Here is a 14597-nt window from a genome sequence, read left to right as displayed (position 1 = left end):
TTCAGGTTCGGGGCGCGTTAGCGCGCCTTGAACCGACAGCCAGAGAAAGGCAATTTCATGCTTCGGCACACGTTACAACGTCTGCTTCTCGCTTTACCGGTCATGTTCGGTGTGCTGCTGCTCGGCTTTTTGCTGATGCAGGTGGTGCCGACCGATCCGGCACAGGTGCGTGCAGGACCTACCGCGACACAGGAACTGGTTGAGGCTATCCGTCGTGATCTCGGTCTCGATCAGCCTTTGTGGAAACAGTTCTTCTATTATATCGGCCGCCTGATGCAGGGCGATCTCGGCGTTTCCATCATCAATAATGTGCCGGTCTCGCAGGAACTCGGTGCCACAATCGGCCCGACACTGGAGCTGATGGTTGCCTCCCTGATCTGGGCAATTCCTCTGGGCATTCTGCTCGGTACAGTCGGTGCCTATTATCGCGGCTCATTGCTGGATCGCTCGATCATGGCGGTGTCTGTTGCCGGTGTGTCTATCCCTGTGTTCTTTCTCGGTCTGGTGCTGGTCTGGCTGTTCGGGTTTAAATATCCGATCCTGCCATTTACCGGTCGTCTCGGACCATTGTGGACATGGGAAGGCTTCACCAGCATCATTTTGCCTGCGATCACGCTGGGCGGTGTGTTTGTCGGCCCTGTCGCCCGTATGACCCGTACATCCGTTCTGGATGTGCTTGGTGCAGATCATATCCGTACTGCACGCGCTAAAGGTCTGAAAGAGCGTAAGGTCGTTACCCGTCATGCGCTGCGCAATGCGCTGGTGCCGGTGGTGACACTGATCGGTTTGCAGATCGGCTTTTTGCTCGGCGGCGCTGTGGTGGTTGAGACTGTGTTCTCATGGCCGGGTATCGGCCGTCTGGCAGTCGGTGCAATTTTGTCCAGCGATCTGCCAATGGCGCAGGGCACAATTATCGTAATGTCTCTCGGCTTTATTCTCGTCAATCTGGGCGTTGATATTCTCTACGCTGTGCTCGATCCGCGTGTGAGAGGTGCATGATGACCAGTGTTGCAAAAACAAATGTTGCGGATGCAACGCAACCGGCGGAGCAGGAAATCGCGTTCAAGCGTGTCAGCGTGTTGCGCATGCTGCTCTCCGACACCGGCTCGGTGATTGCTCTGACCCTCGTGGCACTGACCCTGTTTTGCGGTCTGTTCGCCCCGTGGCTGGCACCGGAAGACCCTTATGGCGGCAATCTCGGCATGATGCTGAAGCCGATTGGTGAGGCAGGCTATCTGCTCGGCACTGACGGGCAGGGACGTGGCATGGTTACGCGTCTGCTCTATGGCATCCGCACCACTCTGTTCATGGGCTTTGTCTCGGTGTTCTTTGGTTGTGTGGTCGGCGGGATTATCGGTTTTGTTGCCGCTTATTACACCCGCTGGAGCGGCGTGCTGATGCGCTTCATGGATGTGTTGTTGTCCTTTCCGGCCATTTTGTTTGGCTTGGCAATTGCCGCAATCTTTGGTCCGGGTTTGACCGCCGTTATTATTGCATTGTCGATTGCGACCGTGCCGCTGATGGCGCGTGTGGTGCGCGGTGGTGCGATTGTGGTGTTGCAGCAGGATTACATTGAAAGTGCGCATTCGCTCGGCATGTCCGACAGCCGCATCATCTTCAAATATGTGCTGCCGAACTGTCTGTCATCGATCTTCGTGTTTGTAACGCTTCGTTTCGGACAGGTGATCCTGCTCGGTGCGGCACTCTCTTTCATCGGTCTTGGTGCACAGCCGCCGACAGCGGAACTCGGTGCCATGGCATCGGAAGGGCGTAACTTCCTGTTTTTCGCTCCGCATGTCTCGGTTCTGCCAAGTCTGGTGATCTTCATTATCGTTCTGGCGTTTAACGTGCTGGGGGATTCCCTCCGTGACGCGCTCGATCCGAAATTACGTAAATAAAATCATTTTTGGCGGCGGATCACTGCACAGAACAGTGGGCGCCTCATCAGGAGGACTAAAATGAGAAAATATCTGACTGCCACTCTCGTCGCCGGTGTTGCTGCCAGTGCCGTTTTGTCCGGTGCAGCCTATGCCCAGACCAAGGCGCCATTGTCGATCCTGCGCGTGATCGATGCGGATAATTATGATCCGATCCGCTCCACTGCAACCGCGATGGTTGAAGTGATGGCGATGCTGGGCGACACGCTGGTCTCGCTCGATTTTGACATGAAAACCGTCAAGCCGGGGCTTGCGGAAGCATGGTCTGTATCTGAAGACGGTAAGACTTACACCTTCAACCTGCGTAAGGATGTAAAATTCTGCGACGGCCGTCCGATGACCGCTGCCGATGTGGTCTATACAATTGAGCGCTGGCAAAACCCAGAAAAACGCTCTCCGACTGCCTTCCGTGGCGGTAAGGTCAAGAGTGTAACCGCTAAAGACGATTACACCGTAATCTATGAGCTGGAAGAGCCGTATTCCGATCTTCTGCCGCAGCTGACCATGCCGTTCTCGACCATTGTGGACAAAGCAACCGTTGAAAAACTAGGTGAGAATTTCGGCGTGCAGGGCTTCAACGGCACTGGCCCTTATTGCTGGGTCAGCTGGCAGCCGCGTCAGGAACTGAAGCTCAAGAAAAACCCGAATTACACATGGGGACCGTCATTCTATAAAAATCCAAGCCCGCAGGTTGATGAGATTGTCTGGCGCGTGATCCCTGAAGCAAATACGCTGATGGCCGCAATTCAGGCGCGTCAGGCGGATATGACCTATTACATGCCGCCGATTGCGCTGACCACGATGGAAAGCATGCCGGGCATTAATGTTTCCAAACAGGAAAACTACATCTACGACATGTTCATGGGCTTCAAGATCGACAAGCCTGTGGTGTCTGATCCGGTAATCCGTAAAGCCGTGAATATGGCAACCAATAAAGCGGCAATCACTCAGGCGGTGTATTTCGGCCATGGTAAGGAAATGAAGTCGCTCGTTAATCCGGCGATTATTGATTTCGATCCTGAATCCGCAAAACTGATGCCTGCTTTCGATCAGGATGCAGCCAATAAAATGCTGGACGAAGCCGGCTGGAAAATGGGCGGCGACGGTATCCGTGAAAAAGACGGCCAGAAAGCCACTTTCCTTGTCTATGGTCTGCGCAATGCCACCAATCCGACCGTGAGTGAAGCCATGCAGGCTGATCTGCGCAAGATCGGTATCGACATGAAAATTCAGCTCTGGGATGCAACTGTCGGCTGGGGCAAGATGGCAACGCAGGAATTTGATGCGTTCTATATGAACTATCCGGCGCTGACCGCTCTTGAAGCGATTGGTCTCTACTTCCCGAGCCGTCAGGCACCGACACCAAACCGCATGAACTGGAAAGATCCGGCAACGGATGAGCTGATCCGTAAAGCGGCAACCACTACCAGCAAGGAAGAACGTCACGAAGCGCTGGCAACCCTGCAGCGCAACCTGACCGAGGCCAATGTCTGGGTCACTCTGTCGTCCGAGCCGATGTGGCTGATCTCCGGTGATCGTGTGGAAGGTGCCAAGGCGCACGGTATCTATGGTGCCGGTATTTATAAAGGTCTGGATATTTCTCTGAAACGCTAAAGCATGTCTCCCAAAAGTGGATGCCGGTTTTGGGATAAAGACATGCGTAGAAATATGACAGGCGCGGCTCATGAGCCGCGTCTGCACAATCTGTAATTCAGGCGCAGGGGAGTGATGCGGTGAGTGTAACAGTTATCAGAAACGCGGATATTGTCGTTGCATGGGATAAGGACAGCCAAAGCCATATCTATGTGAAAAATGCCGATGTCGCTTTTGAAAACGGTAAGCTGACTTTTGTCGGCACGGGTTATGCCGGTGCTGCTGATGCAGAACAGGACGGCCGTGGCTTTATGGTCATGCCGGGTCTGGTCAATATTCATTCCCACCCTGCAAGCGAGCCGCTGAACAAGAGCATTCTCGATGAGCTCGGTTCGCCGGGTCTGTATAATTCCGCGCTTTATGAATTCATGCCGATCATCCGTCCGGATGCTGAGGGCGCAGAGGCTGCGTGGAAAGTCGCTTATGCGGAACTGCTCAAATCCGGCGTCACAACACTGGCTGATCTCTCCGTTGCGCATCCGTCATGGATTGATCTGGCAGGACAGAGCGGTCTGCGTGTTTGCATTACACCAATGTTCCGCACGGCGCGCTGGTACACCAAAAACGGCCATGTGGTTGAATATGAATGGGACGAGGCCGTTGGCGAAAAAGCCATGGCACAGGCACTGGAAATGGTGGATGCCGCAGAGGCGCACCCGTCAGGCCGCCTGTTCTCGATGCTGTGTCCGGCACAAATCGACACCTGCAGCGAAGGCCTGATCAAAGAGAGCTATGCGGAAGCACAGCGCCGCAAAATTCCGTGGCAGATTCATGCTGCACAATCGACCGTTGAGTTTCATGAAATCACCCGCCGTCACGGTGTTTCACCGGTGCAATGGCTGGAGCAGCTTGATGTGCTGGGCGAGACCAGTATTGTCAGCCACGGGATTTTCCTCGACGATTATCCGCGCAACAGCTGGCATACGCGCCGCGATCTTGATCTGCTGGTGGAAACCCGTACAGCAGTTGCCCATTGCCCGACCGTCTTCATGCGCCGTGGCATAGCCATGCGTGATTTTGGCCGTTACCTGCGCGCCGGTGTGCGCCTTGGCATCGGCACCGATACCTATCCGCATAATATGCTCGAAGAGATGCGCCATGTCGGTTATGTGGCGCGGATGATGGCTGAAAACCCGCGCACTGTTACGTCAGGTGAGATTTTCACCGCAGCAACTGTGGGCGGTGCCGATCTTCTCGGGCGTGATGATATCGGACGTTTAGAGGCAGGCTGCAATGCCGATCTGGTGCTGGTCAATCTCGCGCATCCGATGATGCGGCCGGGCTATGATCCGATCCGCAGCATGATCTATGCCGCAGCCGAGCGCGCCGTGGATACGGTTTATGTCGGCGGAGAGAAGGTGGTCGAGAAAGGCCAATGCCTGACGATTGATTTTGAGCAGGCTGCCGAAGATCTCCATGCCGCACAGCAACGCACAGTTCAACGGGCACCGCAGGAAGACTGGGCGAAACGCCCTGTGACTGCTTATGCCCCGCATTCATTTTCCGGCCTGAGTTAAACTGGCCAAAGCAATATTCCGGTCATATGGAAATATGACCGGCTTGGAGATTACACTATGACAGAACCGGTACTCGAAATCCGCAATCTCGTCACAGAGTTTAAAACCCCGAACGGTGTTATCCGTGCGGTGGATGGTATTTCGCTGAAAGTCGAGCGCGGCAAGACACTGGGTATTGTGGGGGAGAGCGGCTGCGGTAAATCCATGCTGTCGCTGTCTGTCATGGGACTGGTGCCGCCACCGGGCAAGAATGCCGGCGGTGAGGTGATTTTTGAAGGACAGGATCTTTTAAAACTATCGGCTGATGAGATGCGCAGGCTGCGCGGCAACCGCATAGCGATGATCTTTCAGGAGCCGATGACTTCGCTCAATCCGGTACATACAATCGGTTATCAGCTGGTTGAAGCACTGCAAGCGCATCATAAAAAACCTTACAAGGAAATGCGCGAGGAAGCGATTGAAGCGCTGCGCAAAGTGCGTATTCCTGCACCGGAGCGCCGTTTTGATGAATATCCGCACCAGCTCTCCGGTGGTATGCGCCAGCGTGTGATGATTGCGATGGCGCTGGTCTGCAAGCCGGTGCTGCTGATCGCCGATGAGCCGACAACGGCGCTCGATGTGACTATTCAGGCGCAAATTCTCAATCTACTGCGTGAGTTGCAGCAGGAAACCAATATGGCAATCATCCTTATTACCCATGATCTGGGTGTGGTGGCGCAGGTCGCTGATGATGTGGCGGTCATGTATGCCGGTAAGGTGGCGGAACGCGCTTCCGTCAATGCGATTTTTAAAGACCCGCAGCATCCCTATACCATTGGTCTGATGGGCTCGATGCCGCGTATGGATGAGGATGTTGACCGGCTGGTGGCAATCAGCGGTGTCGTTCCGCCGCCGTTCCGTCTGCCGTCCGGTTGCCGGTTTAATCCGCGTTGCCCGTTTTCCGATGAGGAATGCACTGTGAGCCTGCCTGCTCTGCATGAACTCCAAAGCAATCATCTTGTTGCCTGCCATAAAGCACCGGTGGAGGATTTCGTATGACACAACCCCTTCTGGAGCTGCAGGGCATTTCCAAACATTTCCCTGTTAAAAAAGGTCTGATCCGGCAGAAAGTGGTCGGCACAGTCCGCGCCGTGGACGAAGTTTCTTTCAAGCTGATGCCGGGGGAAACACTGGCCATTGTGGGGGAAAGCGGTTGCGGAAAATCCACAACTGCGCGTCTGGCACTGCGTTTGCTGGAACCGACTGCCGGTCGGGTGTTGTTTGAGGGCGAAGATGTTACCAATGCCAGCGGCACTAAGCTGCGTGACCTGCGCCGTAAAATGCAGGTGGTGTTTCAGGATCCTTATGCCAGCCTCAATCCGCGTATGACTGTGGGTGAACTGATTGCCGAGCCGATGCTGGTGCATGGTGTTGGCACCGATGCTTCACGCCGCGAAAGGGTGATTGAACTGCTGCGCCGTGTCGATCTGGCGCCTTACCATGCCGCACGTTATCCACATGAGTTTTCCGGTGGCCAGCGCCAGCGTATCGGTATTGCCCGTGCGCTTTCACTGTCGCCGAAACTGATTGTCTGTGATGAGCCTGTCTCGGCGCTAGATGTGTCCATTCAGGCGCAGGTGGTCAATCTGCTTAAAGATTTGCAGAAAGAAATGGGACTGTCCTACCTGTTTATTTCGCACGGATTGCCGGTGGTCAAACACATGGCTGACCGTGTGGCGGTGATGTATCTGGGGCAGGTGGTGGAGATTGCTGACAAGCATCAGCTTTATAACAATCCGCGCCATCCTTATACGCAGGCTTTGCTGTCTGCCGCGCCACAACCTGATCCGGCCTCGCGCGGTTCGTGGAATGTGCTGGGCGGTGATGTGCCGAGCCCGCTCAATCCGCCATCCGGTTGCCGTTTTCACACCCGTTGTCCGCTGGCGCAGGATTTGTGCAAGCAGCAGGTGCCTGAATTGAAGGATTTAGGCACAGGGCAACAGGTCGCTTGCCATTTCGAGGCACAGGTGCCTGTCTTCAAACATGCGGCGCATTTCGCTTCTGGTGCGGAGAAATTGCAGCAACGTCTGGGATTGTTCGCCAAGAAACGCGCTGAAAAAGAACAGGCTGCTTAATATAGTTATATTGATACAAAACAGGCCGCTTCATTTCTGAAGCGGCCTGTTTTAGTTTGGTGGTTATTTCCAGATTTCGCCGTCCACTTTGCCCTTCAGCTCCGGATAATCCTTGAGCGTGAAATGCGGTGTGCCAAGCTTCTGCTGATCGAAATAATCCTTGGTCAGTTTGACAACCGTGCCGGAGAGCAGCGCAATGGCGATCAGGTTGATGGTTGCCATCAGACCCATGGCAGCATCGGCAGCATTGAACACTGTCAGAATGCTTTCATAGGCACCCCAGACCACCATCAGCAATGTGGAACAACGCAACAATGTGAGCCAGAGATGTCTGCCCGCACCCAGATAAATCATGGCATTTTCCGCATAAGCGTAATTGCCGATGATCGAGGTGAAGGCGAAGAAGAAGATCGCAATACTGATGAAATAGCTGCCAAACCAGCCGATATGTGCGGTCATGGCTTCCTGTGTCAGCAGCGTGCCGGTGAGACCGGAGCCTGGAACCAGCTTATGCGACAACAGGATCATGATCGCGGTTGCCGAACAAATCAGAATTGTATCAATGAAAACGCCCAGCGCCTGCACAAAACCCTGCGAGGAAGGGTGGTGCGGATTGGGTGTGGCGGAAGCGGCAATATTCGGCGCAGAACCCATACCGGCTTCATTGGAGAACAGCCCGCGTTTCACACCATTCATCAGAGCGCCGGTGATGCCGCCTGCCGCTGCTTCAATGCCGAAAGCGCTTTTAACAATCAGGGCAAACAGCGCAGGAACTTCAGTAATATTGGCAAGCAGCACATAGACGGCAACGCCCAGATAAATTGCCGCCATAAATGGCACAACCAGTTCGGCCACGCGGGCGATCTGACGGATACCGCCGAAAATGACAATACCGGCCAAAGCCGCAATGACGAGGCCGACCAGAACTTTAGAGAAACCGAAAGAGCCGTTCATCGCATCGGCAATGGCATTGGCCTGCACAGCGTTAAAAACAAGGCCGAATGCGATAATCAGACAGACAGAAAAAATCGCCGCTGCCCACGGGGCTTTCAGACCTTTGGAAATATAGAAGGCAGGACCGCCGCGAAACTGGCCGTCATTATCGCGGGTTTTATAGAGCTGTGCCAGCGTGCTTTCGGAATAGGCTGTGGCCATGCCGACAAAGGCGACGATCCACATCCAGAAAATAGCACCGGCGCCACCGAGATAAAGCGCGACTGCCACACCGGCAATATTGCCGGTGCCGACGCGTGAGGCGAGGCTGGTACACAGCGCCTGAAACGGGGTAATCCCGCTGTCATCGCGCTTTGGCGCACGCATGACCGAGCGGAAAAACTCAGGAAAATGGAAGATCTGAAGGAAGCCCAACCGGACCGAGAAATAAATCCCGACAGCGAGCAATCCGTAAATCAGCACATAATCCCAGAGGATCATGTTTATAAAGCTAATAATTGTATTCATCGGTATGACGCGCTCCGCTGCACCTTCGGGTGAGGTGAATATGTCGTTTTTATGATAATTATGATCTGATAAATTGGTTTTAGCTTATATTCACAGCGAATGCATGATTTTTTAAATCAGTGTGGAAATGCGCAATTTTCCGGATTTAATTTTGGTTTTTCAAAAAGATACAGCCGCTCGGTCTGTGTAAAACCGGCGGCTGTTATAAAAAATAATATTGCTGATCCGGCGTCAGAGCTTCAGCTTTACGTGACGATTCACGTCCTTATAGAGCAGATAACGGAACTTTCCGGGGCCGCCGGCATAACAAGCCTGCGGGCAGAAAGCGCGCAGCCACATATAGTCACCGGCTTCCACTTCCACCCAGTCCTGATTGAGACGGTAGACTGCCTTGCCTTCCAGCACATAGAGGCCGTGTTCCATCACATGGGTCTCGGCAAACGGAATAATGGCACCCGGTTCAAATGTGACGATATTGACATGCATGTCATGTCGCAAATCAGACGGGTCAACAAAACGGGTGGTCGCCCATTTGCCGTCCGTGTCCGGCATGGCAACCGGCTCGACTTCGGATTCATGCTTGAAAAAGGCTTCCGGAACGTCCAGCCCGTTTACATATTCAAAGCTCTTTCTGATCCAGTGGAAGCGGGCAGGCGCATCGCTTTTGTTGCGCACAGTCCAGAGGCTTTTCGGCGGCAGAAAAGCGTAGCTGCCCGCGCGCATGGCATGGTCTTTGCCGTCAAGGGTAATAACAATATTGCCCTCAACCACAAAAATACCGGCTTCGGCATCTGGATCAGGTTCAGGCTTGTCACTGCCGCCCTGTGGCTCCAGTTCCACAATATATTGCGCAAAACTCTCGGCAAAACCGGAGAGCGGACGGGAGAGTATCCAGACGCGGGTTTTATCCCAGAATGGCAGGCAGGATGTAACAATATCCATCATTACGCCTTTTGGGATAACCGCATAGGCTTCGGTGAATACGGCACGGTCGCTCAGCAATTGCGTCTGCATCGGTGCGCCGCCCTTGGGGGCGTAATAAGTGCGCTCAGTCATAATCTCTCCCGTTATTTTTACCCTCAGTGCGCAGTCAGGCCGGTTTTCGGTGTTTCTGCAAGAGGGATAACGGGATTATCATTAAAAAAGATAAATTGTCGACAATATTGTATATAATAATCCCGTTTATCTTTTCGATAAACGGGATACAGAACATCAATTATGCAAGATCAGGCCGGTCTGTGGTGATTTGACGGATCGGTGTGTTCTTCCAGAATTCCAGCTCCGGCTCGGTATTCGGTACCCACACGCCCAGACGTTCCGGTGCAATGCGGTTGGTGATTGCATCCCAGCTATGGGTAAGCAGGGCTTTCTCAACAGCCAGAATATCGGCATGGCTGTCGAAATAGTCGAGCGCTTCCTGTAATCCGCCGAGAATAGTGGCGCTGAAAGCATTGAGCGAGGCGAGGCGGCGCATTTCCGGAGCAATATCTTTTACTTGCTCTAATACCTGACGGGTAAAGCCGGTGAGAATACACTGGTCTTCCATACCCTGCGCACGAATAATCTGCACAGCCGCATCAGTCAGACCGTCATAGAGATCGCCATTGACGCGGTTCTTCAGTTCCACATGCAATTCCATGCCGGTCGGTTTGAAGATTTCCAGAACCTCTTCAAACAACGGAATATGCTCATCCATACTTTCACGTAAAATCGTGTTCTTACGTGCCTGTTTGGAAAGTTCCGCGACATCGCCGACGCCATGGGTGGTGCGCTCCAAAGTCGGATCATGTAGCACAATCACTTCACCGGCATTGGTCAGATGCAGATCAAATTCCACACCGGCAATATTGAGATCAGCGGTTTTGCGAAAACCGGAGAGGGAGTTTTCGGGCCAGAGATTGCGCGCGCCGCGATGGCCGATAATACGTGTCATGATTGGTCTTTCTGTTATCGAATAGTCGGATCGAGCTTGTCGCGCAACCAGTCACCAAGAATGGAAATCGACAGCGTGGTGAACATGATCACAAAGGCTGGTGCCAGCATGATCCACGGTGCGGTTGTCAGATATTCACGGCCGTAGCCGACCATATTGCCGAGGCTGGATTTCGGCGGCTGCACGCCAAGACCTAAGAAAGACAGGCTGCTTTCCAGCAGAATGATTTCGGGGAAAGTCAGGGTCATGGAGACGATTAGGGTCGAGGCAATATTCGGCAGGATATGGCGTAGATAGACCCATGATTGTTTAGCGCCAAGCTGTGTCACTGCGGCGGCATAGCCTTGTGAGCTCGCGGAAATCGCCAGACCACGGGCGATACGCGCATAGCGCTCCCAGCCGTAAAGCCCCATCAGGCAAACCAGCAGAACCATGGAATTGCCGAAGAAAGCCAGCACCGACAAAGCGAGGATCAGGAACGGTAATGCCGCCTGAAAATCTGCCAGTGTCAGCACCACCTGCTCCACGGTCTTGCGGAAATTCGCAGCAAGGAAACCGACGGTGGTGCCGAGCAGGGTGGAAATGATGGTTGCACCAAAAGCAATCAGCAGGGAGACGCGGATCGATTCAATCAGGCGGGATAGCACATCGCGCCCGACCTCATCGGTGCCGAGCCAATGCAGCGGATGACCGGGCATCACAAGGCGGCTTTTAAGATCCATCGCGGTAATGCTGTAAGGGCGGATCCAGTCAGCCGTGATAGCGATGATGATCATCGCGGCAAACCAGATCAGCGATAGTATCACCAGCAGCGGGATGCGTTTCTTTTTGCGTTGATGGACATTGACCACGGGAACGGCGGTACTGTCACTGATTGAGAGTTCAGACATCAGCCGGTTCCTTTACGCTTTGGCTTGATTATCGCGCAGGCGCGGATCGAGAAAACCATAGAGCAGGTCAACAACGAAGTTTGACAGCACCATGGTGGAGGCAATCAGCAGCAGGATACATTGCACTACTGCGAGATCACGGTTGGAGACGGCAACCACCAGCAAGCGTCCGACACCCGGCCATGAGAACAGGGATTCAATCACCACTGCACCGGCAACCAGTGAGCCGACCATGAAGCCGACCAGTGTCACAATCGGAATAGCGGCATTAGGCAATGCGTGATTGCGGATCACATCGCCCCAGCGCACACCTTTGGCACTCGCGGTGCGAATATAGGGTTGGCCGAGAATTTCGATCATCGCGCTGCGGGCAAAACGGGCGAGAATGGCCGCGCCGGCAATGCTCATTGTCAGCACCGGCAGAATGGCATGCATCCATGTATCACTACCGCCTGATGGCAGCCATTTCAGTGTCACGGAGAAGATCAGCACCAGCACCAGACCGAGCACGAAATTAGGCAGGGTAAAGCCGATAATGGCAGTCATCATCACCAGCCGGTCGATGATACTGTCACGGTGGAGTGCTGCATATACACCGGCAGGAATGCCGATTGCCAGATTGAGCAGCAAGGTCGGAATAGTCAGCATCAGCGTCGCCGGAATACGCTCGGCAACCAGATCAACGGCTTTTTGGCCGTCGCGCATGGAAACACCGAGATCGCCCTGAAAAATCGCCCCGAAATAGCTGAAATATTGCACGAGGATCGGCTGATCCAGCCCCCATGCCTTACGGAAGGCTTCAATCGCCTGCGGCGGTGCATCGGGGCCGAGAATGATCTGTGCCGGATCACCGGACATGCGCAATACGATAAAGGCAAAGGTCACAACCAGCATGACCGTAATAAAAGCCCGCAACAGACGGGTGAGGAAAAAGGAAATCATCAATCTGTCCTGTTATCCGGCTAATGCTACGGGTTGCGATGCGCCATCATAGAGATGGCTTGTTTGCCCCTTGTCATAGAGATGACAGGCAACACTATGCTCTTTGCCGGTGTGCAAGGTTTCCGGCACATCGGTGCGGCAGCGCTCAGATGCGAAACGACAACGCGGATGAAAGGCACAACCGCTTGGTCTTGCTGCCGGATTTGGCGGTTCGCCCTGCAGGATAATACGATTGCTCAGGAGCGTGCCGGGCACCGGAATACTGGAAACCAGTGCCTGCGTATAAGGATGCTGGGGTGCCTGAAAAATCACATCGGACGGGGCTTCCTCAACAATCCGCCCCAGATACATCACCGCCACGCGGTCACTGATATTGCGTACCACTTTCAGATCATGGCTGATAAACACCATGGCAATGCCGTTTTTCTCCTGCAGGTCGCGCAGCAGATTGACTACCTGCGCCTGAATGGAAACATCCAATGCAGAGACGGCTTCATCGCAAACCAGCAGTTCAGGATTGCAGGCAATGGCACGGGCAATCACCACACGCTGGCGCTGCCCGCCGGAAAGCTCATGAGGAAAACGCGCTGCATGATGCGGCATCAGCCCGACCGATTGCATCAGTTCTTTTACCCGTGCGGCACGACTTTCCTTGTCGCCGATACCATGGATCAGCAGCGGTTCTTCAATCTGTGTGGCGATGGTCAGACGGCGGTCGAGAGCAGCCAGAGGGTCCTGATAGACAAGCTGCATACGTTTGCGCAAAGCCCGCCATTCATTTGTGCGGGCAGGCGGCAGAACCTCACCGTCAAAACGCACTTCACCGGTACTGGGACGCTCCAGCCCGAGCAATAGGCGACCGGTGGTGGATTTGCCGGAGCCGCTTTCGCCGACAATACCCAGTGTTTTGCCTTTTTGTATGGACAGGCTCACCGCATCAACGGCTTTGACTTCTGTGGGCTTGGCAAACAACCCGCGCTTTGAGGTGTAGATTTTGCTTAGGTTTTTGGCTTCGAGCTGCGGCTTGTTCATGACAGCACCTGCTGCTGTGTTGCCTGAGCAGGAGCAATGAATGCAGCCGGTACAACCGGTGCGGCAGGAATAACAGTGTCGCGTATTTCGACAGGACGGAAACAGGCGACATAGCGATCATCCTGATTGCCGGTCAAAGGCGGCAGATCGCTTTTGCAACGATTTTCCGCACGGTTGCAGCGCGGAGAAAAAGCACAGCCTTTCGGCAGTTTTCCCGGTTCCGGCACAGTACCTTCAATCGGAACAAGACGTTCACGCCCGCCGTCAATGCGCGGGATCGCATCAAACAGCCCGCGTGTATAGGGATGGCGCGGTTGAGCGAAAAGCGCCTCTGTCGAGCTTTTCTCGATCATGCGTCCGGCATACATTACGCAAACCCGCTCGCAGATTTGCGATACTGCACCGAGATCATGGCTGATAAACACAATCGCCATGCCGGTTTCCTGACGGATACGGGCGAGCAGGTCGAGCACCTGCGCCTGAATAGTCGCGTCCAGCGCCGTGGTTGGTTCATCGGCAATCAGCAAATCCGGCTCACCGGCGAGCGCCATGGCAATCATCAGGCGCTGGTTCTGTCCGCCGGAAAACTCATGAGGAAAATTATCAAGGCGGCGGGCAGCATCGGGAATGCCGACCAGTTCCATCAGGCGCAGCGCTTCTTTGCGCGCAGCCGTACCGGAAATACCGCGATGCAATCTCACCGCTTCTTCAATCTGCTTGCCGACACGGATCACCGGATTGAGCGAAGAGGACGGATCCTGAAAGATCATGGCAATGCGTGATCCGCGCACGGATTCCAGTTTACGCCGTGGTGCACCGACCAGATTAGCACCGTCAATGATGACAGAACCGGAGACCGTAGCTTTCTTCGGCAACAGCCCAAGCGCTGCCAGCCATGTCACGGATTTGCCGCAACCGGATTCCCCGACCAGCCCTACGGCTTCGCCTTTTTCGATTTTCAGATTGATACCGTGCAAAACCTGCACGCCGTCAAAAGCCACTTTCAGATCGGCGATCTCGACCAAAGCCATCGACGCGCTCCTGTCATAAATACCGGCATCAAATGCCGAGGCAGAGAATGAAACAAAAAAAGCCATGCGGATGGTGGCACCCGCATG

The 14597-nt window shown here is 54.2% G+C and carries 13 protein-coding genes; 6 read left to right on the top strand and 7 right to left on the bottom strand.

Annotated elements, in window-relative coordinates:
• Nucleotides 1-57 precede the first annotated feature (57 nt).
• From JNC80_RS01765 to JNC80_RS01740, 6 genes are all read left to right on the top strand, one after another.
• A complete protein-coding gene (locus JNC80_RS01765) occupies nucleotides 58-999 on the top strand; it encodes an ABC transporter permease (protein ID WP_075654174.1) in 942 nt (313 codons plus the stop codon).
• Nucleotides 996-1898 carry an ABC transporter permease gene (locus JNC80_RS01760; RefSeq protein WP_376709321.1) on the top strand — a complete coding sequence of 301 codons (903 nt, stop codon included), beginning with the start codon at nucleotides 996-998 and terminating at the stop codon, nucleotides 1896-1898. Before JNC80_RS01765 ends, JNC80_RS01760 begins: the two co-directional genes overlap by 4 nt.
• A 60-nt stretch (nucleotides 1899-1958) precedes the next feature.
• Nucleotides 1959-3551, top strand: coding sequence for an ABC transporter substrate-binding protein (locus JNC80_RS01755; protein WP_116086482.1), 1593 nt, complete (start codon nucleotides 1959-1961; stop codon nucleotides 3549-3551).
• 119 nt (nucleotides 3552-3670) lie between these two features.
• On the top strand, nucleotides 3671-5107 hold the full coding sequence (locus tag JNC80_RS01750) for an amidohydrolase family protein (protein WP_376709320.1): 1437 nt from the start codon (nucleotides 3671-3673) through the stop codon (nucleotides 5105-5107).
• 57 nt (nucleotides 5108-5164) lie between these two features.
• Complete coding sequence (locus JNC80_RS01745; protein WP_225686198.1) at nucleotides 5165-6145, top strand: ABC transporter ATP-binding protein; 981 nt, start codon at nucleotides 5165-5167, stop codon at nucleotides 6143-6145.
• Nucleotides 6142-7221, top strand: coding sequence for an ABC transporter ATP-binding protein (locus JNC80_RS01740; protein ID WP_075654177.1), 1080 nt, complete (start codon nucleotides 6142-6144; stop codon nucleotides 7219-7221). The genes JNC80_RS01745 and JNC80_RS01740 overlap by 4 nt, the downstream gene beginning before the upstream one ends.
• Nucleotides 7222-7284: 63 nt before the next feature.
• Here JNC80_RS01740 and JNC80_RS01735 read toward each other — a convergent pair whose 3' ends face one another.
• From JNC80_RS01735 to JNC80_RS01705, 7 genes are all read right to left on the bottom strand, one after another.
• Nucleotides 7285-8682, bottom strand: coding sequence for an alanine/glycine:cation symporter family protein (locus JNC80_RS01735; protein WP_376709319.1), 1398 nt, complete (start codon nucleotides 8680-8682; stop codon nucleotides 7285-7287).
• Between the two features lie 231 nt (nucleotides 8683-8913).
• A complete protein-coding gene (locus JNC80_RS01730) occupies nucleotides 8914-9738 on the bottom strand; it encodes a bifunctional allantoicase/(S)-ureidoglycine aminohydrolase (protein WP_116086488.1) in 825 nt (274 codons plus the stop codon).
• 160 nt (nucleotides 9739-9898) lie between these two features.
• Nucleotides 9899-10615, bottom strand: a complete 717-nt coding sequence (locus tag JNC80_RS01725) for a glycerophosphodiester phosphodiesterase family protein (RefSeq protein WP_376709318.1) — start codon at nucleotides 10613-10615, stop codon at nucleotides 9899-9901.
• A gap of 14 nt (nucleotides 10616-10629) precedes the next feature.
• A complete protein-coding gene (locus JNC80_RS01720; protein ID WP_376709317.1) occupies nucleotides 10630-11505 on the bottom strand; it encodes an ABC transporter permease in 876 nt (291 codons plus the stop codon).
• Between the two features lie 12 nt (nucleotides 11506-11517).
• Nucleotides 11518-12447 (bottom strand): ABC transporter permease, encoded by a 930-nt coding sequence (locus JNC80_RS01715; protein WP_376709316.1) that lies wholly within the window; start codon nucleotides 12445-12447, stop codon nucleotides 11518-11520.
• A gap of 12 nt (nucleotides 12448-12459) precedes the next feature.
• Nucleotides 12460-13479, bottom strand: coding sequence for an ABC transporter ATP-binding protein (locus tag JNC80_RS01710; protein WP_376709315.1), 1020 nt, complete (start codon nucleotides 13477-13479; stop codon nucleotides 12460-12462).
• On the bottom strand, nucleotides 13476-14510 hold the full coding sequence (locus JNC80_RS01705) for an ABC transporter ATP-binding protein (RefSeq protein ID WP_376709625.1): 1035 nt from the start codon (nucleotides 14508-14510) through the stop codon (nucleotides 13476-13478). The genes JNC80_RS01710 and JNC80_RS01705 overlap by 4 nt, the downstream gene beginning before the upstream one ends.
• Nucleotides 14511-14597 lie beyond the last annotated feature (87 nt).

Origin of the sequence: Pseudochrobactrum lubricantis (genome assembly GCF_041929865.1) — a bacterium.
GTDB lineage: Bacteria > Pseudomonadota > Alphaproteobacteria > Rhizobiales > Rhizobiaceae > Pseudochrobactrum > Pseudochrobactrum saccharolyticum.
This window is presented reverse-complemented; position numbering and strand designations above follow the sequence as displayed.